Genomic DNA, 21,428 nt, shown 5'->3' with positions numbered 1-21,428 from the left:
CGCTCAGGGTGCCGGTGGCACAGGTTGCTCCGGTACCTGCAGCGCCACCCATTGCCAGAACAGTACATAGGTCACGCCGAGGATCACCGGGCCGATGAACAGGCCGATGATGCCTTTGACCACCATGCCACCCAGGGCGCCAATCAGCACCACCGGCATCGGTACATCCACCCCGCGCCCCAGCAACAGCGGCTTGAGCACGTTGTCGGCAAGCCCGGCCACGAAGGTATAGACGGCAAAGATGATGGTCGCTGCAGTGAAACCCTCGACGTTGAACACATAGATGATCACCGGCACCGTGACCAGCGTCGCGGGTGCCTGGGCGATCCCCAGCATAAGGATGACGATGGCCAGCATACCGGCCCCTGGCACCCCTTTGATCACGAAACCGACGCCGATCAGCAGCATCTGGATGAAGGCAATGCCGATCACGCCCTGGGCGACCGCGCGAATGGTCGCGGTGCACAACTGGGCCAGCGGCTTGCCGCGCTCCTCGCCGGATACCCGCATGGCGATGCGCTGCGCCGCAAGTTCACCGCGCTCGCCAAAGGCCATGATCACACCAGAAATGATGATTGCACCGACGAACAACAGAAACGCACCACCGGCACTGGCCGCAGCGCCCAGCACCGTAAGCCCGGCGCCCTTGAGCTGGGGCAGCCACTGGTTGAGCACGCTGGCCATGTTTTCCGATGCCGACAGCCATAACGCATACAGCCTCGGCCCGATCAGCGGCCAGGTGGCCACCGATTCGGGCGGTGCCGGCACGCTCCAGGTACCGCTCTTGAGCAGCGTGACCAGGCTGTCCACTGACTCACCGATGGACATCACCACCAGGTAGATCGGTACCAGCAGCACGATCAGCACCAGCAGCACCACCAGCGCTGCCACGTAGCCATCCTTGATGCCGGTGCCGCGCCTGATGCGCAAGTACAAGGGGTACAGCGTTACCGCCAGAATCACCGACCACAGCATCAGCTCCAGGAACGGCTGGAAAACCTGGAAGGAGAACATCACCAGGGCGGCCACCAGGCCTGCCTTGATCAGCACGTCGAGCAGGCCCCGCGACAGGGCACTGTCCAGCTTCAAACTCGGCTGCATGTTTCACCTCCGAACGTAGGCGCGCCAGCAAGGCGCTATTCACTGGCCCGTTTCGGCTACCGGGCGGTCCTCGTCACGCAACTGCCGCGCCAGGGCCATCATCACCAGGGGCACCACCGCCATCGACAGCGTGATGGCGAGCACCAGCAAGTCGTGAACCTGTTGCGTCAACACCTGGTGCTCGAGCGCCAGCTTGAACACCACGAAGGCAAACTCCCCCCCAGACGCCAACACCACCGCCAGGCACAGTGCCTGCGCCTGGCTGAGGCCGCCCGCCCTGCGCCCGAGCACCAACAGCAGGGGCATCTTGATCACCACCAGCAGCAGCGTCAGCCCCAGCACGATCAGGGGCATGCCGAACAGCAGCTGCAAGTCGGCACTCATGCCGACACCGACGAAGAACAGCCCGAGGAGCAGGCCCTTGAGCGGTTCGATCTGGGTTTCCAGTTCATGCCGGAAAGGTGAGTCGGCCATCAGCACACCGGCAAGGAAGGCGCCCAGGGCCATGGACACGCCGACATGCTCCATCACCCAGGCGGTGCCCAGCACCACCAGCAAGGCAGTCGCGGTGGACAGTTCGGGCAGCCCCGAACCGACCGTCCATTTGAATACCGGAGTCAACAGATAGCGGCCAGAAACAATCACCACACCAATGCCCGCCGCCACCGCCAGCAGCGGCCAGGAACCTTCGTCAGCAGTACTGACATCGCCACCGAGCAACGGCACTACGGCAATCAGGGGAATCGCGGCGATGTCCTGGAACAGCAGGATGGCCACGGCCAGGCGGCCGTGTGGCTTGCCCAGGTCCTTGCGTTCGGCCAGCACTTGCAGGCTGAACGCCGTCGACGACAGCGCCAGCCCCAGACCGAGCACGATCGCCGCCGCTTTCGATTGGCCAAACAGGAAGTACGCCAGCAGGCCGAGCACCACCGCCGTCAGCCCCACCTGCAACGAGCCGATGCCGAACAACGCCTTGCGCATGGTCCACAGCCGCCGTGGCGACAGCTCCAGGCCAATGACGAACAACAGCATCACCACGCCCATCTCCGACAGCCGAGCGACGTTATCCGGGTTACCCAGCAGGCCCAGCACCGACGGCCCGATCAGGATGCCGGCCAGCAGGTAGCCGGGCACGGCACCCATTTTCAAACGCTGCGCCAGCGGCACCAGAAGCACCACGGCCAGCAGAAACACAACCGTTGCCTGCAACAGGCTGCCGTCATGAGGCATAAGCTCGCACCCTTGCCAAATGCTGCCGGGAGGGATCAGAAACGCTCTTCGACCACTTTGAAGGGATAAGGCACAGCCTTGTATTTGCCGATCCTGCCGCGCTTGGGCAGCTTCACCACCTCATCGCGGGTGATGTCCTTGTAGGGGATGCGCGTCAGCATGTGGCTGATGATGTTCAGCCGGGCGCGCCGCTTGTCGTTGGAGTGCGCCATGAACCACGGGGCCCAGGATGAATCGGAGGCGGCGAACATGTCGTCACGGGCCCGGGTGTAGTCGTCCCAGCGGGTGTACGACTTGAGGTCCATGGGTGACAGCTTCCACAACTTGCGCCCGTCGCTGATGCGGTCCTGCAGGCGGCGGGTCTGCTCCTCGGCGCTGACTTCAAGCCAGTACTTGATGAGGATGATCCCCGACTCGACCATCATCTTCTCGAACAGCGGCACCACGGAGAGGAACTTGGCGCCCTGTTCTTCACTGCAGAACCCCATCACCCGTTCCACGCCGGCGCGGTTGTACCAGCTGCGGTCGAAGATCACCACCTCGCCGGCGGCAGGCAGATGGGTCAAGTAGCGTTGCACGTACATCTGGGTCTTTTCCCGCTCGGTGGGGGCCGGCAGCGCCACTACGCGGAACACCCGCGGGCTGACCCGCTCGGTGATGGCCTTGATGGTGCCGCCCTTGCCGGCACCATCGCGGCCCTCGAAAACGACACATACCTTAAGGCCCTTGGCCACCACCCATTCCTGAAGTTTCACGAGCTCCACGTGCAGTTTCTTGAGCTCTTGCTCGTAGGCTTTGCCGCCCAGTTTCTCTGCCTGCTCTTTTGACTCTTTCTTCTTGGACGGCTTGGCCATGGCGCTCTCCCGAGGGCGAATGAAGAGTCAGTATGGTCGATCCATGACAATTTGCCGTTTCGCTTGTTAAGGCAAATTACCGCGCCCTGGCAGCCCTTATTTCGCCAGCTTGTTGTAGCTGGTCATCAGGTTGCGATAGTCCGGTATATGGTTGGAGAACAGGGTGCCGAGGCCTTCGATATCGTTGCGCCAATCACGGTGCAGCTCGCAGGCCACGCCGAACCAGGTCATCAGCTGGGCACCGGCTGCCTCCATGCGCCGCCAGGCCGAATCACGGGTCAGTTCGTTGAACGTGCCAGAGGCGTCGGTGACCACGAACACCTCGAAGCCCTCCTCCAACGCCGACAAGGCCGGGAAGGCTACGCAGACTTCGGTGACCACCCCGGCGATCAACAGCTGCTTCTTGCCGGTGGCTTTCACCGCCTTGACGAAGTCTTCGTTGTCCCAGGCATTGATGTTGCCGGGGCGGGCGATATAGGGGGCGTCGGGGAACTGCTGCTTGAGCTCGGGCACCAGCGGGCCGTTGGGGCCGGTTTCGAAGCTGGTAGTGAGGATGGTCGGCAGCTTGAAGTACTTGGCCAGGTCGGCAAGAGCCAGCACGTTGTTCTTGAATCGGTCGGGGTCGATGTCGCGCACCAGTGAAAGCAGGCCGGCCTGGTGATCGACCAGCAGGACGGCGGCGTTGTTCTTGTCCAGACGCTTGTATTGGAAGGCCATGGCGCAACTCCTTGCTCTGACAGGTTGGGACTATCAGCGTAGGCAAGGATGTGGGGTGCAAGGGACCGTCAGTCGGTTCGCCTGGGGTGGCCGGTACAGGTTCAATACTCACGCCGTTTGCTGAATGCCCAGCGGCCCGCCAGGAAGGTAAAGGTCGCCACCAGTGCCACCAGCAGCCAGAAGCCGTTCGGGTCATCCGAGAGCGGCACGCCGCCGACGTTCATGCCGAAGAAGCCGGCGATGATGTTGATCGGCAGCGCCAGCACGGTGACCACTGTCAGGGTGAACAGGGTGCGGTTGGTCTGCTCGTTGAGCTTGGCGGCGATTTCTTCCTGCAGCAGCTTGATCCGCTCGCCCAGGGCGGTCAGGTCGCTGATCACCAGGGTGAATTCTTCGGTGGCCGCGCGTAGTTGGCGCATGTCTTGTTCCTGCAGCCATTCGGGCGGGCGGTTGAGCAGGCGCAGCAAGGCGCCGGGTTCGAGCGCCAGCAGGCGCTGCAGGCGCACCAGCACCCGGCGCATGCTGCTTAGTTCGGCGCGGTTGTCGCTCAGGCGCTGGGACAGCAGCTGGTCTTCAATGCGGTCGACGCTGGTGGTGGTCTCGCGCACGATCTGGGTCAGCAGATCGCCCTGATCGCGCAGCAGGTGCACCAGCAGCTCGATCGGTGAATGGAAGCGCTCGCCCTGCTTCACCGATGAGCGCAGCTTGTCCACCGAATGCAACGGCTGCAGCCTGGCACTCACCAGCAGCTGGCTGCTGGCGCAGGCCCACAGGGTAGAGACGTCCGACGACACCAGGCCGAAGTTGAACACCACGTCGTTGACCACAGCCAGCAGGGTCGAGTCGACATGCTCGATGCGCGTCGAGCGCGAGCCTTCGCGCAAGGTTTCGAAGAACGCCTGCGGCAACGGCAGGTGCGAACGTAGCCAGCGCTCGCAGGCGGCGTGGGCGAGGTTCAGGTGCAGCCAGAGGAATTCGTCCGGGTCTAGCGGTTCACTAAGCTTGCGCAGCGTCTGGGCCGAGTCAAGCTCGCGGCCAGACTCGCCGGGGCGGAAGGAAAACGCGTAGAGCAGGCCGAACAGGTCGTGTTCCTGCTGGGGGTATAGCGCGTGATGGCCCATTCGAACTCGCAATGAGGCAGTGGAGCGGAGACTGTGAGGGTGCGCGCTGCAGATTGCAGTTCAATGACGGGAATGCTTGCCCGCGCCGGTACTTGATGCCGGCTTCGTATTGCTTGGCCTCAATCGGTCCAGATCATTTCTGGACGCGCCGATACTGCTGCGTCGGACTACGGGGTGAATCAGGGTCTGTCATTTCAATAAGGCCAGAAGCCAAAGCAGGCTTGAGATACGACTTGCTGAAAGTGGGCCGATGCGAAAGCCCCAGACGCTGCATCAACTCGCTGGCTTTCAACGCCTTGCCTGGCGGCAGGATGCTCAACAGGCTGGTTACTTGATCGGTTACTTGATCGGTTACTTGATCGGTCGAGTTCGCCTCAACCAGGGCTTGGAGTAACGCCTCCAGCATGAATTCGACAAAGGGCGTCGCTTCAGCGGCATGATCGGCAGCTGCAAGCGCTCCGTAATATGCCTCCTGCTGTTCGCAGATAACCGTTTCTACTGGCAGGTAAGCCAGCACACCTCGCCATTGGCTGAGCATGAGGGTCTGCCACAAGCGCCCCATCCGCCCATTACCATCCGCGAAGGGATGAATGAATTCGAACTCATAGTGAAATACACAGCTGACGATCAGCGGGTGCCATTCACTACGTGAGAGCCAGCGCAAAAGGTCTTGAACCAGCAACGGCACTCGATTGGCCGGGGGTGCCATATGAAGCAAGCGAGAACCACGATAGATGCCAACTCCACCTTGTCGAAAGTGACCTGCATCATCGATCAGGCCATGCATCAACAATGCATGTGCAGCAAGCAGATCAGACTGGCGGCCAGGCTGCCAGGACGGCATCGCGTCATAGGTGGCGAAGGCATTGCGCACTTCCTGGATTTCGCGCGGCAATCCTAATACCCGTTTACCCTCCAACAGTGCCGTCACCTGCTCGACGCTTAACGTGTTGTTCTCAATGGCTAGCGACGCCTGAATGGTCTTGATGCGGTTTCCCCGGCGCAGCTGCGGTGTAAGCGCATCGTCTCGATAAGCCGTCAACTGCCCGACGTGCTCACTGATCTCGGCGACCAATGCCAGCATGCGCGGCGTTACCGTCAATGGCGGCTCGTAGTTACTCATTTGTTTTGTTCCCTGGACAAGGTCGAACGCCAACATAGCAGCCAACCTTATCCACTGCAGGGGCACCGGTAAAGGAAGCCGGGAGATTGGTTCACAAATTCCTGAACTAATTATTTCTCCTCCGCGATTTTTCCCCTCGCCCGCCCCCACCAGAATCGCTTCACCACAATCACAATAACCGTGAGGCCACTCCCGTGGACCAGACACTCCAGGTACGGCAAGCTGCCGCCGACCTCATCACAGCCTTTGCCAGCAACGACACCGCCCGCTATTTCGCCTGTTTCAGCGAAGACGCCACCTTCCTCTTCCACACCGTGCCGCAACCGTTGCTGTCGCGCCGTGCCTATGAAGACCTCTGGGCCCAATGGCAGGCCGAGGGTTTTGCCGTGCTTGGCTGTGAATCGAGCAACGTGCAAGTGAGCTTGCAAGGCGACGTGGCGATCTTCATGCATGACGTGGCCACGCACATTCGCATTGCCGGTGAGGAGCACCAACTGGCCGAGCGCGAGACCATCGTCTTCCGCCGCCACGGTGAACAATGGCTGGCGTGCCACGAGCACCTGTCGGTCGTCACCGCTGCCTGATCCGAACTTACGCGGCCTTGCCGCACTGCCATCGCAACCACAAGAGGGCCCGCGCACCGCGACGGGCCTACAACAACCGCGCTGGAGCATCACCATGAGCCACTCGACCGGTATCGAGACCAATGGCGTCGAACAGATCCCCGACGATCAACGCGACGCCTCCCCGCTGGACCTGTTCCGCCTGATCTTCGGCGGTGCCAACACCTTCGCCACTGCCGTGCTGGGCAGCTTCCCGGTGCTGTTCGGGCTGTCGTTCCAGGCCGGGGTCTGGGCAATCCTGCTTGGTGTCGGCGTGGGCGCGCTGATCCTGGCGCCGATGGGTCTGTTCGGTGCCCTCAACGGCACCAACAATGCCGTGTCGTCGGGCGCGCACTTTGGCGTGCACGGGCGCATCGTCGGCTCGTTCCTGTCGCTGCTCACCGCCGTGGCGTTCTTCTCGCTGTCGGTGTGGAGCTCGGGGGATGCCCTGGTCGGCGGCGCCAAGCGCCTGGCCGGGCTGCCGGAAACCGACCTGACCCTGGGCCTGGCCTACGGCCTGTTCGCGGTGCTGGTGCTGGTGGTGTGCATCTTCGGCTTCCGCTTCATGCTGTGGGTCAACAAGATTGCCGTGTGGGCTTCGAGCCTGCTGTTCCTGTTGGGCATCTTCGCCTTTGCCGGGCCGTTCGACGCGGGCTTTGCCGGTAGCGTCAACCTCAGCCAGCCGGGCTTCTGGGCAGCCTTCGTCGGCGCGGCGATCCTGGCCATGAGCAACCCGGTGTCGTTCGGCGCCTTCCTCGGTGACTGGTCGCGCTACATCCCGCGGCAAACGCCGAAGTCGCGCATCATGCTGGCGGTGATCGCCGCCCAGGTGGCCACGCTGATCCCGTTCCTGTTCGGCCTGTGCACCGCCACCCTGGTGGCCACCCAGGCGCCTGACTACATCGCCGCCAACAACTACGTCGGCGGCCTGCTGGCCGTCGCACCGAGCTGGTTCTTCCTGCCGGTATGCCTGATTGCGGTAATCGGCGGCATGTCCACCGGTACCACCGCGCTGTACGGCACCGGCCTGGACATGTCCAGCGTGTTCCCGCGCCTGCTCAGCCGCGCTGGCGCCACCTTGCTGATCGGGGTGCTGGCGATCGGTTTCATCTTCATCGGCCGCTTCACCTTCAACCTGGTGCAGAGCGTGTCGACCTTCGCCGTGCTGATCATCACCTGCACCAGCCCATGGATGGTGATCATGATCCTCGGCCTGATCACCCGCCGCGGCTTCTACCACGCTGACGACCTGCAGGTGTTCACCCGCGGCCAGCGTGGCGGCCACTACTGGTTCCTGCATGGCTGGAACTGGCGCGGCATGGGCGCGTGGATCCCCAGCGCGATGGTCGGCCTGTGCTTCGTCAACCTGCCAGGGCAGTTCGTAGGCCCGCTGGGCGACCTGGCCGGTGGTATCGACCTGAGCCTGCCGGTGACCCTGGGCCTGGCCGGTGTGCTGTACCTGCTGCTGCTCAACCTGTTCCCTGAACCTGCTGGCGTGTATGGCCCGAATGGCCCGCGCTGGGTGCGCTGCAAAAGCGCCCCGCGCACGCCGGTGACCACCGCCGAAATGGCCTGACTGGATACCGACCATGACCACTTCCCACTATATTGCCGGCCGCTGGGTCGAAGGCCAGGGCAGCGACTGCATCAGCGTCAGCGAGCCTGCGCTGGGCCTGCCCTTCGCCGAACTGATGGCCGCCAGCGTGGCCCAGGTCGACCAGGCCGTGGCCGCCGCCCGTGCCGCCCTGCCTACCTGGAAAAAGGTCAGCGCCAGCACGCGCGCGGCCTTCCTGCGCGGCTTTGCCGAACAGCTCGGGCAACGCCGCGAAGAACTGATCACGCTGCAGATGCGCAACAACGGCAAGCCGCGCCACGAGGCCGAGATCGACCTGGATGATGCGGTCGCCACCTTTGCCTACTACGCCGAGCTGGCCGAACAACTGCCATCGAAGAACCGTGACGTGCCGTTGGCCGCAGCCGGCTTCACCGCTCGCACCCGCCTCGAACCGGTGGGCGTGGTCGGCCTGATCGTGCCGTGGAACTTCCCGCTGGTAACCAGCGCCTGGAAACTCGCCCCGGCCCTGGCGGCCGGTTGCACCGTGGTGCTCAAGCCGTCGGAAGTGACCCCGCTGATCGAGCAGACCTACGGCCAGATCGCCGATGCCCTGAGCCTGCCGGCCGGTGTGTTGAACATCGTCAACGGCAAGGCCGAAACGGGCGCCGCACTGAGTAGCCACAACGGCCTCGACAAGCTGTCGTTCACCGGCAGCAACAGCGTCGGCAGCCAGGTGATGCGCAGTGCTTCGGCACAGTGCCGGCCGGTGACGCTGGAGCTGGGTGGCAAGTCGGCGATCGTGGTGTTCGACGACTGCGACCCGGACCAGGCGGTGGAATGGATCGTCGCCGGTATCACCTGGAACGCCGGGCAGATGTGCTCGGCCACCTCGCGCCTGCTGGTGCAGGACGGCATTGCCGACGCGCTGCTGCCGCGCCTGCAGGCCGCACTGCAAAAGCTGCGGGTCGGCAACCCGCTGACCGAAGAGGTCGACATGGGGCCGCTGACCAGCCAGGCGCAGTGGCTGAAGGTTGCCAGCTACTTCGCGACAGCGCGTGAAGAAGGTTTGCAATGCCTGGCCGGCGGGCAGGCGCTGGACCGTGAGGGCTGGTTCGTGAGCCCGACGCTGTATGCCGATGTGCCGAAGGACAGCCGCCTGTGGACTGAAGAGATCTTTGGCCCGGTGCTGTGCGCGCGTCGCTTCGCCACTGAAGAACAGGCCATTGCCGAGGCCAACGACAGCCGCTTCGGGCTGGTCGCCACGGTGTGCTCCGCCGATCTGCAACGCGCCGAGCGCGTGGCCGATGCGCTGGAGGTCGGCCATGTGTGGATCAACTCGGTGCAGGCGGTGTTCGTCGAGACTTCGTGGGGCGGCACCAAGGGCAGCGGGATTGGCCGTGAGCTGGGGCCTTGGGGGTTGTCGGGTTATCAGTCGGTGAAACATGTGACCCGGTGTTTGGGGTGATGGCCGTCAGGTGCCTGCCACAATATTATCAGCGCCTGTGAAATCGAGCGCCGCGCGGGCGGCGCTCGATCTCCCAGGCGCAGAATCTCTAACGGCGAACAGACAGTTTCCCACACAGATTTCGCCCCCCAGTGACTTTCCCCACTCCTCCCTAAGTCCCACTCCCTGGTACCCCCACAATCACAACACCAGGCCGGACCACCATGCACCCTCAACGCACCGCCTTGCACAACGAGCTGCACGCCCGCCCGTCGCTGTACTTCGATGGCCCGGCGCATGTCTTCCACCTGGCCGTCCTGGGCGGCGATGCCGCTTGCGCCGCGCTGCTGCAACGCTGCTGCCCGGTAGCGATCGACGCCGAGGCCGCCCAGGGCATCACTCGCCTGGATGGCCACCCGTTCAAGTGGGAGCGGCACACCGAATTCTTCACCCTGACCCTGGTGGTGCCTTGCTCTGCCGCCGACACCGAATGGCAACCGCTACCACCGGTGCTGGCCGACGCCATCGCGCCGCAGGCGGCGCAGGTGATCAATGCCGTACAGGTGCTGGTGCGTGATGAACAGGACCTCGACTTGCCCCACTACGGTTTCAAGGACCCGTGCGGCTCCTGCGTCGGCGGTGGCGATGCGGTGGTGTGGAGCGACTTCCGCCTGACCGAGGACGGCACCAACCGCTTCCTGTTCATCAACCGTCGCCTCAACGCCTACCGCCAGGGCCGGATGATCCGCCGCCTGCTGGAAATCGAGACCTACCGCATGATGGCCTCGCTGACCCTGACCACGGCCAAGGCCCTGAGCCAGGAGCTGGATGCCTTCGACAAGACCCTGGTGCAACTGTCGGAGCGCAGCGCCGGCGGTGATGGCCACGACTCCAAGGCCCTGCTCGAAGCCATCGCCCACCTGTCGCGCCAGGTGGTCAGCCGCACAGTGAAGACCCGCCACCGCTTCGGCGCCACCCAGGCCTATGCGCAGCTGGTATTCGAACGCCTCGGCGAGTTGCGTGAGAGCCATGTGGGTGATTGTCAGCGCCTGGGGATATTCATCGAGCGCCGCTTCAAGCCGACCGTGCGCTACTGCGCGGCGACCGAACAGCGCCTGGAGCAGCTGGCGAAGAACGTCGCCAACCTGGGCGACCTGCTGCAGGCGCGGGTGCAGGTGGAGATGGAAGAGCAGAATGCCGGGATCCTGCGCAGCCTCAATGCCCGGGCCGATGCCCAGGTGAAGATCCAGCGGGCGGTCGAGGGGCTGTCGATCATCGCCATCACCTACTACCTGCTGAACCTGTTCAAGCTGCTGTATGGTGGGCTGAATGTATTGGGGCTGGGGTTGACGGCGCGGGATGCGCTGTTGGGGATGGCGCCGCCGGTGCTATTGGTTTTGCTGGTGATCCTGTTGCGGATAAGGCAGGCCAAGCAGCATTGAATTCGGGGGCGCTGTGCGCGCCTTTCGCGACACAAGGCCGCTCCTACAGGAGAACGCGTACCTCTGTAGGAGCGGCCTTGTGTCGCGAAAGGGCTGCACAGCAGCCCCCGATATCACGCCGATTCGTCGGCCGGGCGCGAGCCTTCCTGTACCAGCACCATGCTCTGTGGCGACGACAGGGCAATGCCTTCATCGCGCAAGCGCCCAAGAATGGTGAACAGCAAGTCGCTGCGGGTGCCCGACACCTGCCGCGGCCCCGCCACATAGCCACTCACGCCAATGACCATGCCCGCCGAGGTCAGGTCCTTGAAGCTCACCGAACAGGCCGGTGCATCGAGAATCGCCTCATGCTCGTGATAGGCCGCCAGCAGCAGCTCGCGTACATGGTTGGCGTCGGTCTCCAGCGGCAAGGTCAGGGTAATGCCCACCACACCCAACGCATTGCCCATGGTCACGTTGCGCACGTTCTGCGAAATGAACTGCGAGTTGGGCACGATCACCGTGGAGCGGTCGGACATCTGGATTTCGGTGGCGCGCACGTTGATCCGGCGAATGTCCCCTTCGACCCCTGCCAGGCTCACCCAGTCACCCACCTTGACCGGGCGCTCGGTGAGCAGGATCAGGCCGGAGATGAAGTTCTGCACGATTTGCTGCAAGCCGAAACCGATACCGACCGACAGCGCACTGACCACCCAGGTCAGGCTGGTCAGGTTGATGCGCAGGGTCGACATCACCAGCATGGCCAGGAACAGGAAGCCCAGGTAGCCGACCAGGGTCACCAGAGAGGCCCGCATGCCGGCGTCCATGTCGGTTTCCGGCAGCAGCCGTTCGCTCAGCCAGCGCTTGACCACACGGATGCCGAACAGGCCGCCAAAGAAGATCAGCACCGCCAGCAGGATGTCTTGCGGCACGATGTTGAGGTTGCCAAGCAGCTTGCCGCCGGTACCGTCCCAGTCACCCAGGCTCAGCAGCAGCTCGCCAGGGCTGGTGCCCGAAGGCATCAGCGCCAGCAGGATCGCCAGGAACAGCAGCACCGTGCGGCTGATGCCGACCAGGATGGTACTGGCCTGGGCCTGGTGACGCGGCGCCAGGCCCAGGGTCGAGGCCAGGGCCAGGCCGCCAGGTTGGCGTGGCGACAGCAGGGCCTCGCACAGGTCACTGAGGAAGGTGGTGAGCAGGTAGGCGCACACCGCCACCACACTGATCCACAGCAGCTTGGCGGTGAGGAAGTAGGCCAGGGTCAGGTAGCCGGCGAGCAGCGCCAGCACGATCAGCCCGACCCACACCACGATCACGAACGGGACCAGCCCGACCCAGCCGGTCGGGCGCGCCAGCTCGTGCTTGCGCAAGGTGCGGCGATAACGCAGCAACGCCACCGAGAAGATCACTGCCACCACCAGCGCGGTCAGGCCGTTGGTGGCCACGGTCAGTGCCAGGCTGGTGCCGATCACGCTGTTGATGCGCTCGATGGTCAGCATGACCATCAGCGCCAGGGCCAGCAGCTTGGGGAACCAGCCCAGCGCGCTGGCCACTTCGTCGTGGATCGGCGGCAGGCGCCAGGATGGCCGTTGCAGCATCAGCATGGCGCGGCCCAGGCCAGTGATGAAGGCGCTGAACACCACCAGGGTGAGGAAGTGGTTGGTCAGGCTGGCGACATCGGACCCCAGCTCGGAGCTGCTTTCCAGGCCCCAGCGCAGCAGCGACACCGAGCCGGAGATGGTGCCCAGGGTGGCCAGGCTCACGCTCAAGGCCAGGGCACTGCGGCGCAGGCGACCCTCCGGCAGGCGGTGCACCATGACACTGGCCAGCAGGCGCTCGAGCAGGCCGCGGACCACGGTCCAGACCAGCACGGCCGCCACCAGGCTGACGATGAAGAACCAGCGGTGCTCGGCACTGAACGCACTGGCCACGGCATCGGCCGCCTCGCTGCGCAGATCGTCAAGGCGCGAGACGTCGTCCGCGGTGGGGCGGATCAGGTTTTGCCAGAATGCCGGGCTCAGGGGCGTCGCCGCGCGGCTGAGGATCTGCGAGTTGAACTGGCTGCGGCGCAGGTTGACGATTTGCGTGGACAGGTCCCGGGCCGACTGGGTCAACTTGACGGCCTGCTCCTGCGCAGTGACCGCCGCCTTCTTCTCGGCATCCAGCTGCTTGCGCTGGCGGGTCAAGGCTTCGGCTTCGTCCGGTTGCACCGGGCCAAGCACCTTGAGCTTGTCGTCGAGCTTTTCCACATCGGCGGTGCGCAGCGTGCTGAGTGCTTCAGCCTGACGCTGCACCTGCACGGCCGACAGGCGCAACTGCGACAGCAGGTCGTCGTTGGCATTGCTGGTGACGCCCTGGCGGATCTGGTCGAGCCGATCGCTCAGTTGCTCGTAACTGGCATTTTCGTCGAGCACCGGCATTTCCGCCGCGGCCAGGCTGGACACGGGCGTGGCCGGGGCCGACCAGGCCGGAGCGACCAGCGCCAGCATCAGGGCCATTACGGCCAGGTAGAATCGGGCAAGGCAGACGCGCCTCATCGAATATTCCTCTTTACCCATCGATTTGGCGGAGGATTCTACGCGGCTTGAGGCGATCAGGAGAGTGCCGTTTCTCGCGCCAACAGTTGCCGCTTGCGCTCCACCCCCCAACGATAGCCGCTGATGTCGCCGTCACGGCGTACCACCCGGTGACAAGGGATGGCCACGGCAATGTGGTTGGCGGCACAGGCCATGGCCACGGCACGCACTGCCTTGGGTGCACCGATGCGCTCGGCAATGTCGGTATAGCTGACCCGGCTGCCCACCGGCACCTCGCGCAAAGCCTGCCAGACCCGCTCCTGGAAGGCGGTGCCCTGCACATCCAGCGGCAGGTCCAGCCCCAGTGCTGGCGCCTCGACAAACCCGACAACTTCGGCGACCAGCCGCTCGTAAGCGGCATCGCCGCCGATCAGGTGGGCTTTGGGGAACTGATCCTGCAACTGCTCAAGCAGCGTCTCGGGGTCATCACCGAGCAGGATCGCGCAGATACCCTTCTCGCTCTGGGCCACCAGGATCGCCCCCAGAAAGCACTGGCCAATGGCAAAGTGAATGGTCGCGCCAGTGCCGCCTGACTGATAGTCGCGGGGACGCATGCCCAGCCGCTGGTCGGCGCTTGCGTAGAAGCGGCTGTTGGAGTTGTAGCCGGCGTCGTAGATGGCATCGGTCACAGAGCCTTGCCCGTCGCCCAGCCGCTCGCGCAGGCGTCGGGCACGGAAGGCGCTGGCGTAGGCCTTGGGGGTGAGGCCGGTTTCGGCCTTGAACAGGCGGTGCAGGTGGAAGGGGCTGACGGCCAGTTGCGCGCCAAGCTGGTCGAGGCTGGGCGGAGTGTCGCTGCTTTCCAGCAGGCGGCAGGCGCGGGCGACCAGGTCGGAGCGACGATTGGTATCCGCCTTGGCCATGCAGCGTCGGCAGGCACGATAGCCGGCAGCTTCGGCACTGGTGGCGTCGTTGAAGAACTCAACGTTTTCGCGCTTGGCCATGCGCGATTTGCAGCCGGGGTGACAGTACACGCCGGTGGTGCGCACGGCGTAGACGAAGTGGCCGGCGGCAGAAGTGTCACGGGACTCGACGGCTTGCCAGCGTTGGCTGTCAGTGGTGAAGGCATTCATCGCGGTCTACCTCGACTATTTGTTTCGCCTGCCCCGGCCTCATCGCGGGCAAGCCCGCTCCCACGGGGATACTCACCATCTGAAGGCCTGTGCAAAATCCTGTGGGAGCGGGTTTACCCGCGAAAGGGCCGGCAAAGCCCATGCAAAAAATCAGGCCCGCCACAGGTACCAGGCAGCCACTGTACGGTATGGGCTCCAGCCACCACCCAGCGAACGCATCTGCGCAGGTGTCGGTGCCTTGTCCAGCCCCTTGAGCCGACGATACCCCTCGCGCACGCCAAAATCGTCCACGGGCAGGATATCGGAGCGCTCCAGGCTGTAGATCAACAGCATCTCCACCGTCCAGCGGCCGACGCCACGCAGCGCGACCAGCCGCTGGATCAATGCATCATCCGACAAGCCCAATGCCTCTTCACGACTGGGTACCAGGCCCTCTAGGCTGGCCCGGGCGATGCCCTGAACGGTCGCCAGCTTGCTCGCCGAAAAACCGCACCCGCGCATCACCTCGGGGCTGACCGCCAGCAACTGATCGGGTGTCGGAAATGCCTGCCCGGGAAACAACGCCAGCAACCGTCCAAGGATCGCCTCGGCCGCGCGCGCGTGCAGCTGTTGATAGGCAATGGCCCGCACCAGCGCTTCATAAGGTTCACGCCCTGGGGTCGCCTGATGCAGGCAAGGCCCGGTCGCTTCGATATGCCGCGCCCAGTCCGGGTCCAGCGCAGCCAGGTGGTCGGTGGCTTCGCGGTAGGCGTCAGGCGAAAGGTCGGCGAGGATCATCCGTCGCTCCTGTTGGCTCAAGGCAGGTCCAGCTTAGCCCAGCGGCTGATTGGGCAAACGCCGGATCTTGCGCCGCCAATTCCTCAGTCGGCAACGGCTCGCAACTTCCCCACCCGCCGGTACGATTGCCGGGCAAAGCACACGAACAGCCCCGCCATCAGCGCCAGCGCCATCGGCAGGCCATGCGGCGCCACATCCATCGCGGCGCCGCTCACCAGCGGCCCGACCAGGCTGCCGACACCCCACAGCAGGCCCACGCTGGCATTCGCGGTGACCAGGTCCTGCCCCTTGAAGCGCTGACCGATCAGCACCAGCGCCAAGGTATAGATGCCGCCCGCCACCGCGCCCAGCAGCACCAGCATCGGCCACAGCAGCCAGGTCACCTGCAGCAGCCATGGCAGGGCGATGCCGATGGCCATTGCCACCAGCCCGCACACCAGGTGCAGCCCGGTGCGCTCGACGCGGTCGGCCAGCCAGCCCAGGGGCAGCTGGAACACCATGTCGCCGGCGAACACCACGGTCACCATCAGCGCCGCCACGGCCACGGCAAAACCATGGCTGCTGGCGTACACCGGCAGCAACGACAGCACCACGGCATCGAAGAACGAGAAGAACAGCACCGCCACGCACAGCGCCGGCGCCACGCGGAAGAAGCCTGCCAGGCCGAAGCTCTTCTCGCCCTCATCGCCATGCTCGACATGGTCGTTGGGCACGGTCAGCAGGATGCACAGCAGGGCCAGGCCATAACCGATCGTGACCACACCGATGATCCACGGGCTGTCGGCGCCAATCAGCGCGATCAGTGCCGGGCCAAGCACCTGGAAACCGGTGAAGCTGGTGGCGTACAGGGCCATGATCTTGCCGCGGTTGTGGTCCGGGCACAGCTCGTTGACCCAGGACTCGCCGAGGATGATCGCGATGCCCATGCCGATGCCCAGGCCCAGGCGCAGCACGGCCAGCAGCCACAGCGTATCGAACGCCGAATCGAGCAGGGCGATGCTCACGGTGCACAGGCTGAAGCACAGCAGGTAGATGGTGCGCCGGGTCAGGTGCCGGCAGCAGGCGTCGACCATGAACGCCGAGAGCATCATGCCCGCGGCCGGGATGGCCGAGATGACACCGATTTCCAGGGTGCCGGCACCGGCCTCGTGCAAGCGCAACGACACCAGCGGCAGGCTGGCCCCCAGGCTGAAGCCCACCACCGACACGGCGAACAGAAGGCCCGCCAGCAAACGCATGTTCATGTACCACTCCAGGCAAAACTGAAAAGACGCGCAGATACAGGCGCCCGCATGCACGCCGGGAAGGCGGTCGACGCAAGGGCGCGGGGATGTCAGTTCAGGGCTGGGTGTGGCGAGAAGGTGAAGGCGAACAGCACGCTGCGGCGACGCTTGAGCACCGTATCGCTCGGCCACGCACGACGCATGGCCTGAAGGGCAGGCTGGCGGGCGTGTGGGAGAGATTGGGTACGGCGCATTGCGGTGGCTACTACGCAGGTGTTGAAAAGAGAGGCGGCACTCTAGGCCAAGGTTGACCTTATCGTCAATTACCCGGGGGCCTCTGCGAGGCCCTTTCGCGACACAAGGCCGCTCCTGCAAAAGCACGCGGTCCCTTGTAGGAGCGGCCTTGTGTCGCGAAAGGGCTGCAAAGCAGCCCCGGCGATGTCAGCGTTTACCAGTATTTGGCAGAAACACCGCCAACAAGCCGAACAGCGGCAGGAACGAGCACAGTCCATATACATACTCGATGCCACGCAAATCAGCCAGGTACCCCAGCAACGCCGCACCAATCCCGCCAAAGCCGAACATCAGCCCGAAGAACACCCCGGCAATCATGCCCACGCTGCCCGGCACCAGCTCCTGGGCATACACCACGATCGCGGAAAACGCCGAGGCCAGGATGAAACCGATCACCACGCTGAGCACGGTGGTCCAGAACAGGTCGGCATACGGCAATGCCAGGGTGAACGGCGCCACGCCAAGGATCGAGAACCAGATCACCGCCTTGCGCCCGATGCGGTCACCGATCGGCCCGCCGAAGAAGGTACCGGCCGCCACCGCGCCGAGGAACAGGAACAGGTGCAGCTGCGAGCTGGCCACCGACAGGCTGAACTTCTCGATCAGGTAGAAGGTGAAATAACTGGTGAAGCTGGCCATGTAGAAGTACTTGGAAAACACCAGCAGCCCGAGCACCACCAGCGCCGCGATCACCCGCCCGCGCGAAATGCCGTGGGTGGCCTGCACCGCCTTGCGCGCCTTGGCCTGGTTCAGGTGCTCCTTGTACCAGCGGCGCAGCATCAGGGTCACGGCAAAGAAGAACAGCGCCGCCACACCGAACCAGGCCACATGAGTCTGGCCGAACGGAATCACGATGGCCGCCGCCAGCAACGGGCCGAAGGCAGAACCGGTGTTGCCGCCAACCTGGAAGGTCGACTGCGCCAGGCCGAATCGGCCACCCGAGGCCAGCCGCGCGATCCGCGAGGTCTCCGGGTGGAAGGTCGACGAACCGATGCCGACCAGTGCCGAGGCCAGCAGAATCATCGGGAAGCTGCCGACGAACGCCAGCATGACGATCCCCACCAGGGTGCACAGGGTGCCCAGCGGCAACAGGTTGGGCGTCGGCCTGCGGTCGGTGAAGAAGCCGACCCACGGTTGCAGCAGCGAGGCAGTGATCTGGAAGGTCAAGGTGATCATGCCGATCTGGGCGAAGCTCAGGTCGTAGTTGGCCTTGAGCATCGGGTAGATCGCCGGCAACACCGACTGGATGAGGTCATTGATCAGGTGCGCCAGGGCGCAGAAGGCGATGATGCGCATCACCAGCGGATTGGCTTGGTTCGCCGAACCGGTGCTGGCGGTGGAGGTGCTGCTGATGGCCATGAGCTTGAATTCCGTCCGCAGGTTTGGGATCCGATTATCAGGAAACAAATAGATACATAGCTACCTTTTTTGTTTGCCAGCATCGCGCACTTGTAAATGGTTCTCAATATATTTAGCATCCTCAGCCTACCTTTCCCCGTAATCGTTGGGCGAAACCGCCCTCACGCGAGCACACCACCCATGAGCCCGATGCCCGCCACGCAGATTCAGGCCGATCCTCAGCAGCAAGCGCTGGAGTGGTTTTCCCGCCTGCGCCAGCCCGGCTGCGATGAAGGCGAACGTCAGGCATTCGGCCGTTGGTGCCAGGAGCCGCACAATGCGCACGCCTACGCTGAGCTGGAAGCGTGCTGGCAGCAACTGCAGGTGCCCCCCGCCCGGCCACGACCGCGTTTGCTCAAGGTGCACCGCAGCTACCGGGGCCAGGTTGTGGCCGCGCTGTTCCTGCTTCTGCTCGGTGCTTTTGCCTATCTTTACTGGCCACTGATGCAGCGCCTGGCCAGTGAGCTGGCTACGGATGTGGGTGAGCGGCGCAGCGTGCGCCTGGCCGACGGTTCAACGTTGCACCTGGACAGCGCCAGCGCGATGAATGTCGACCTGCGCGGGCGCACGCGCCAATTGCACCTGGTGCAAGGCCAGGTGTACCTGGAGGTGGTGCTCGATGGTCGCGCCATGGAGATTCAGGTCGACGATGCCCGTATTCAGGTGTACGGCACCCGCCTGATGGTGGCGCGCCATGCCGATCAGGATGAACTGGTGGTGTTCAATGGCAAGGCCATGGTCATCCAGGGCGGCGACCAGCGCATGGTGTCGGCGGGTGAGCGAGTGACCTTCAGCGAGGCACGGATCAACCCGGTGCAGAACGTCGACGTGAAGACGGCGGATGCCTGGCGCACCGGCCAACTCCTCGCCAGCGACCTGCCCCTGGGGCAGGTCATCGAGCGACTGGCCAGCTATCAGGGCCGCCGGGTCTGGCTGATGGATCAGCAGACCGCCTATCGACGCGTGAGTGGTGACTTCAACCTCGACCAACCAGGCGAAACCCTGGCGGCCCTGGCTGCCGAGCAGCATTTGCAGCTGTACGGCGTGCTCGGGCAGTGGCTGATCGTCCGCTGAAACCGGGGTCGGTCGCTAAGTTTTTGAAAGGTGTGCAATTTTTTTTGAAATGAGTGTTGACACAGGTCCGACACAAGGGAATAATGCGCCCCATCGGCTACATAGCTCAGTTGGTTAGAGCATAGCATTCATAATGCTGGGGTCCGGGGTTCAAGTCCCTGTGTAGCCACCAAACACTTGTTTACAGTCTTCGCCTGAAGATCATAAACAATACAAGAAGCCCGCCCAGTGCGGGCTTTCTTGTGTCTAGGGTATTTGTTTTTCAGCCCCACTCCCACCGCCCACTAGCGGGGACTATCCCCCACCCGCCAAAGCTCACGCCTGCATGTATGCGGCTTGCAGCCCCTGACGACATTCCTGTCACACATTTTGCAACACTTCATGGCGTGGACTTGGCCAGGCTTTTGCCGGAGGCCGTTTATCCACCCTGAGAGTCCTCAACTATTACGATGGGGGTGTTCAATGTCTGGGGCTAAATATTCTCCCGCGCAAATTGCGCTGCACTGGTTATCCGCTGCAATCATTTTATGGTCACTGTGCGCTGGCACTTACGTGTCCCTGTTTGATGTATCGCAACGCAACCGACTCCTGTTCACCGCGCTGAATATCTCGTTGACGACCCTGTTCATTCCCTTTTTCGTGGTGCGTGCCTGGCTGCGTCTTGCGCACCTGCGCAGGCACCCCGCAGTGCCTGGCGAATGCCTGGCAAGGTTTGTCCATAACATCATTTACCTGACGACCAGCATGGTCCTGGCAACAGGCGTGCTGATGATGGACCGCCCTATCGTGGTGTTCGAAGTCCTGACCTTGCCAGCACCACTGAGCGCCCCGGATGTACTGGAGATGTTCCACCGGCTGCATCGCTACAGTACCGAAGCCTTGGGAGGGCTGGTGGGGCTGCATCTGCTGGCGGTGATCAAGCATGAACTCAGTGGTAATCGAGTACTGCGCAACATGGCAGTGCAGCCATTGCCCTGGAAAGCCTCCGAGGGCCAGAAGGGAGTCGCCCCTGGGCCGGGAGGCACTGGCAATTCTGCCGCCCCACTTTGAAACGCAGGGCGGGGCCTTGCCCGGCAAAGCCCCGCCACCTCAACGCACCCCGGCAACTGCCACGGCAAGACCCAGCCCGATCAGCGCGACACCGATCACTCGGTCGACCAGCCGCTGCCTTGCGATCATCAGCGCACGCAGCCCAGCACGGGAAAAGAACAACGCCACCAGGCTGAACCAGGCCCAGTGAGCGAACGACATGAATGCCCCGTAGGCGAAATCCACCCCCAATGGGCTACCCGGCCGTACCACCTGGGTGTAGGCACTGACGACGAAGAGCATGGTCTTGGGGTTGAGGGCATTGGTCATGAAGCCTGTGCGCAACGCAGCCAGCACGCCGGCTTGCGCCACCTCCCCCTCCAGGCTGATGCGACCTGTGTTGGTCAACGACTGGTAGCCCAGGTAGATCAGATAGCCCGCACCGAGCACTTTCATGGCCAGGAACAGCGCCGGGCTCTGGCTGATGACCACGGCGATCCCCAGCACCGTGTACAGCACATGCACCTGCACGCCCAGGGCGATCCCCACCGCAGCGGCCAGCCCGGCCTTGCGGCCCTGGGCGTAACTGCTGCGCGTGACCAGGGCGAAGTCGGCGCCAGGGCTGATGACGGCCAGAAGGGTGAACAGGGCGACGGCGATGAGTTCGGTCAAGGGAAAGGCCTCGATAGACGATGAAAAAGCACAGATACATCTATTATCGAGAGCAGCCTGGTTGGAAAAAAACGATTTAAAGTGAAGCAGATCTGATAGTTTTCCTGACAGATATCCACAGCCCGTTCCGGCCTCTTCACGGGCAAA

19 protein-coding genes and 1 tRNA gene are annotated in these 21,428 nt (G+C 63.7%); 7 read left to right on the top strand and 13 right to left on the bottom strand.

What is annotated here, in order from left to right; translation table 11 throughout:
* Positions 1-3: 3 nt before the first annotated feature.
* The 6 genes from ACIPZ8_RS06660 to ACIPZ8_RS06635 form a co-directional block, all read right to left on the bottom strand.
* Entirely contained in the window at positions 4-1,101 is a 1,098-nt protein-coding gene (locus ACIPZ8_RS06660; protein ID WP_400720718.1) for an AI-2E family transporter, read from the bottom strand.
* Between the two features lie 39 nt (positions 1,102-1,140).
* Complete coding sequence (locus tag ACIPZ8_RS06655; protein ID WP_400720715.1) at positions 1,141-2,331, bottom strand: monovalent cation:proton antiporter-2 (CPA2) family protein; 1,191 nt, start codon at positions 2,329-2,331, stop codon at positions 1,141-1,143.
* 35 nt (positions 2,332-2,366) lie between these two features.
* The gene (gene ppk2 / locus ACIPZ8_RS06650) at positions 2,367-3,185 is read right to left on the bottom strand and encodes a polyphosphate kinase 2 (RefSeq protein ID WP_400720712.1); all 819 of its coding nucleotides are present in this window, start codon (positions 3,183-3,185) and stop codon (positions 2,367-2,369) included.
* 96 nt (positions 3,186-3,281) lie between these two features.
* Positions 3,282-3,902, bottom strand: coding sequence for an isochorismate family cysteine hydrolase YcaC (ycaC, locus tag ACIPZ8_RS06645; RefSeq protein WP_400720709.1), 621 nt, complete (start codon positions 3,900-3,902; stop codon positions 3,282-3,284).
* A gap of 101 nt (positions 3,903-4,003) precedes the next feature.
* The gene (locus ACIPZ8_RS06640) at positions 4,004-5,023 is read right to left on the bottom strand and encodes a transporter (protein WP_110638394.1); all 1,020 of its coding nucleotides are present in this window, start codon (positions 5,021-5,023) and stop codon (positions 4,004-4,006) included.
* Between the two features lie 133 nt (positions 5,024-5,156).
* Positions 5,157-6,146, bottom strand: coding sequence for a Fic family protein (locus ACIPZ8_RS06635; protein ID WP_110638502.1), 990 nt, complete (start codon positions 6,144-6,146; stop codon positions 5,157-5,159).
* Between the two features lie 194 nt (positions 6,147-6,340).
* Here ACIPZ8_RS06635 and ACIPZ8_RS06630 point away from each other — a divergent pair, with 194 nt between their 5' ends.
* From ACIPZ8_RS06630 to ACIPZ8_RS06615, 4 genes are all read left to right on the top strand, one after another.
* A complete protein-coding gene (locus ACIPZ8_RS06630) occupies positions 6,341-6,730 on the top strand; it encodes a YybH family protein (protein WP_400720705.1) in 390 nt (129 codons plus the stop codon).
* Between the two features lie 94 nt (positions 6,731-6,824).
* Entirely contained in the window at positions 6,825-8,324 is a 1,500-nt protein-coding gene (locus ACIPZ8_RS06625; RefSeq protein ID WP_085673948.1) for a cytosine permease, read from the top strand.
* Between the two features lie 13 nt (positions 8,325-8,337).
* Positions 8,338-9,768 carry an aldehyde dehydrogenase family protein gene (locus ACIPZ8_RS06620; protein WP_400720702.1) on the top strand — a complete coding sequence of 477 codons (1,431 nt, stop codon included), beginning with the start codon at positions 8,338-8,340 and terminating at the stop codon, positions 9,766-9,768.
* A 203-nt stretch (positions 9,769-9,971) separates the two neighbouring features.
* Positions 9,972-11,189, top strand: a complete 1,218-nt coding sequence (locus tag ACIPZ8_RS06615; protein WP_400720699.1) for a DUF3422 domain-containing protein — start codon at positions 9,972-9,974, stop codon at positions 11,187-11,189.
* A 113-nt stretch (positions 11,190-11,302) separates the two neighbouring features.
* On the opposite strand, the gene ACIPZ8_RS06610 is transcribed toward ACIPZ8_RS06615, so the two are convergent.
* The 6 genes from ACIPZ8_RS06610 to ACIPZ8_RS06585 form a co-directional block, all read right to left on the bottom strand.
* Positions 11,303-13,705, bottom strand: a complete 2,403-nt coding sequence (locus tag ACIPZ8_RS06610) for a DUF3772 domain-containing protein (protein ID WP_400720696.1) — start codon at positions 13,703-13,705, stop codon at positions 11,303-11,305.
* Positions 13,706-13,761: 56 nt separating this feature from the next.
* Positions 13,762-14,814, bottom strand: a complete 1,053-nt coding sequence (gene ada, locus ACIPZ8_RS06605) for a bifunctional DNA-binding transcriptional regulator/O6-methylguanine-DNA methyltransferase Ada (RefSeq protein ID WP_400720693.1) — start codon at positions 14,812-14,814, stop codon at positions 13,762-13,764.
* A 150-nt stretch (positions 14,815-14,964) separates the two neighbouring features.
* The gene (locus ACIPZ8_RS06600) at positions 14,965-15,591 is read right to left on the bottom strand and encodes a DNA-3-methyladenine glycosylase family protein (protein ID WP_400720690.1); all 627 of its coding nucleotides are present in this window, start codon (positions 15,589-15,591) and stop codon (positions 14,965-14,967) included.
* A gap of 83 nt (positions 15,592-15,674) precedes the next feature.
* Positions 15,675-16,835 (bottom strand): MFS transporter, encoded by a 1,161-nt coding sequence (locus tag ACIPZ8_RS06595; protein ID WP_294339241.1) that lies wholly within the window; start codon positions 16,833-16,835, stop codon positions 15,675-15,677.
* Positions 16,836-16,924: 89 nt separating this feature from the next.
* Complete coding sequence (locus ACIPZ8_RS06590; RefSeq protein ID WP_177332445.1) at positions 16,925-17,068, bottom strand: hypothetical protein; 144 nt, start codon at positions 17,066-17,068, stop codon at positions 16,925-16,927.
* A gap of 187 nt (positions 17,069-17,255) precedes the next feature.
* Complete coding sequence (locus ACIPZ8_RS06585) at positions 17,256-18,467, bottom strand: MFS transporter (RefSeq protein ID WP_400720686.1); 1,212 nt, start codon at positions 18,465-18,467, stop codon at positions 17,256-17,258.
* Between the two features lie 180 nt (positions 18,468-18,647).
* Between ACIPZ8_RS06585 and ACIPZ8_RS06580 the strand changes: the two genes are divergently transcribed.
* From ACIPZ8_RS06580 to ACIPZ8_RS06570, 3 genes are all read left to right on the top strand, one after another.
* Complete coding sequence (locus ACIPZ8_RS06580; RefSeq protein ID WP_400720683.1) at positions 18,648-19,580, top strand: FecR family protein; 933 nt, start codon at positions 18,648-18,650, stop codon at positions 19,578-19,580.
* Positions 19,581-19,675: 95 nt separating this feature from the next.
* Positions 19,676-19,752 (top strand) — tRNA-Met (locus ACIPZ8_RS06575).
* A gap of 290 nt (positions 19,753-20,042) precedes the next feature.
* The gene (locus ACIPZ8_RS06570) at positions 20,043-20,630 is read left to right on the top strand and encodes a cytochrome b (protein ID WP_400720680.1); all 588 of its coding nucleotides are present in this window, start codon (positions 20,043-20,045) and stop codon (positions 20,628-20,630) included.
* A gap of 39 nt (positions 20,631-20,669) precedes the next feature.
* On the opposite strand, the gene ACIPZ8_RS06565 is transcribed toward ACIPZ8_RS06570, so the two are convergent.
* Entirely contained in the window at positions 20,670-21,281 is a 612-nt protein-coding gene (locus ACIPZ8_RS06565; protein WP_400720678.1) for a LysE family translocator, read from the bottom strand.
* Between the last annotated feature and the right edge of the window lie 147 nt (positions 21,282-21,428).

Source organism: Pseudomonas sp. NPDC089422 (genome assembly GCF_044749405.1).
Taxonomy (GTDB): domain Bacteria; phylum Pseudomonadota; class Gammaproteobacteria; order Pseudomonadales; family Pseudomonadaceae; genus Aquipseudomonas.
Note: the sequence above shows the minus strand (reverse complement) of the source record. Positions and strands in the feature narration are given on the sequence as shown.

Bases quoted from the DNA above. Each gene is read 5' to 3' on its own strand.
- ACIPZ8_RS06660 (WP_400720718.1), bottom strand. From the start codon at position 1,101: ATGCAGCCGAGTTTGAAGCTGGACAGTGCCCTGTCGCGGGGCCTGCTC.
- ACIPZ8_RS06655 (WP_400720715.1), bottom strand. From the start codon at position 2,331: ATGCCTCATGACGGCAGCCTGTTGCAGGCAACGGTTGTGTTTCTGCTG.
- ppk2 (WP_400720712.1), bottom strand. From the start codon at position 3,185: ATGGCCAAGCCGTCCAAGAAGAAAGAGTCAAAAGAGCAGGCAGAGAAA.
- ycaC (WP_400720709.1), bottom strand. From the start codon at position 3,902: ATGGCCTTCCAATACAAGCGTCTGGACAAGAACAACGCCGCCGTCCTG.
- ACIPZ8_RS06640 (WP_110638394.1), bottom strand. From the start codon at position 5,023: ATGGGCCATCACGCGCTATACCCCCAGCAGGAACACGACCTGTTCGGC.
- ACIPZ8_RS06635 (WP_110638502.1), bottom strand. From the start codon at position 6,146: ATGAGTAACTACGAGCCGCCATTGACGGTAACGCCGCGCATGCTGGCA.
- ACIPZ8_RS06625 (WP_085673948.1), top strand. From the start codon at position 6,825: ATGAGCCACTCGACCGGTATCGAGACCAATGGCGTCGAACAGATCCCC.
- ACIPZ8_RS06620 (WP_400720702.1), top strand. From the start codon at position 8,338: ATGACCACTTCCCACTATATTGCCGGCCGCTGGGTCGAAGGCCAGGGC.
- ACIPZ8_RS06615 (WP_400720699.1), top strand. From the start codon at position 9,972: ATGCACCCTCAACGCACCGCCTTGCACAACGAGCTGCACGCCCGCCCG.
- ACIPZ8_RS06610 (WP_400720696.1), bottom strand. From the start codon at position 13,705: ATGAGGCGCGTCTGCCTTGCCCGATTCTACCTGGCCGTAATGGCCCTG.
- ada (WP_400720693.1), bottom strand. From the start codon at position 14,814: ATGAATGCCTTCACCACTGACAGCCAACGCTGGCAAGCCGTCGAGTCC.
- ACIPZ8_RS06600 (WP_400720690.1), bottom strand. From the start codon at position 15,591: ATGATCCTCGCCGACCTTTCGCCTGACGCCTACCGCGAAGCCACCGAC.
- ACIPZ8_RS06595 (WP_294339241.1), bottom strand. From the start codon at position 16,835: ATGAACATGCGTTTGCTGGCGGGCCTTCTGTTCGCCGTGTCGGTGGTG.
- ACIPZ8_RS06590 (WP_177332445.1), bottom strand. From the start codon at position 17,068: ATGCGCCGTACCCAATCTCTCCCACACGCCCGCCAGCCTGCCCTTCAG.
- ACIPZ8_RS06585 (WP_400720686.1), bottom strand. From the start codon at position 18,467: ATGGCCATCAGCAGCACCTCCACCGCCAGCACCGGTTCGGCGAACCAA.
- ACIPZ8_RS06580 (WP_400720683.1), top strand. From the start codon at position 18,648: ATGAGCCCGATGCCCGCCACGCAGATTCAGGCCGATCCTCAGCAGCAA.
- ACIPZ8_RS06570 (WP_400720680.1), top strand. From the start codon at position 20,043: ATGTCTGGGGCTAAATATTCTCCCGCGCAAATTGCGCTGCACTGGTTA.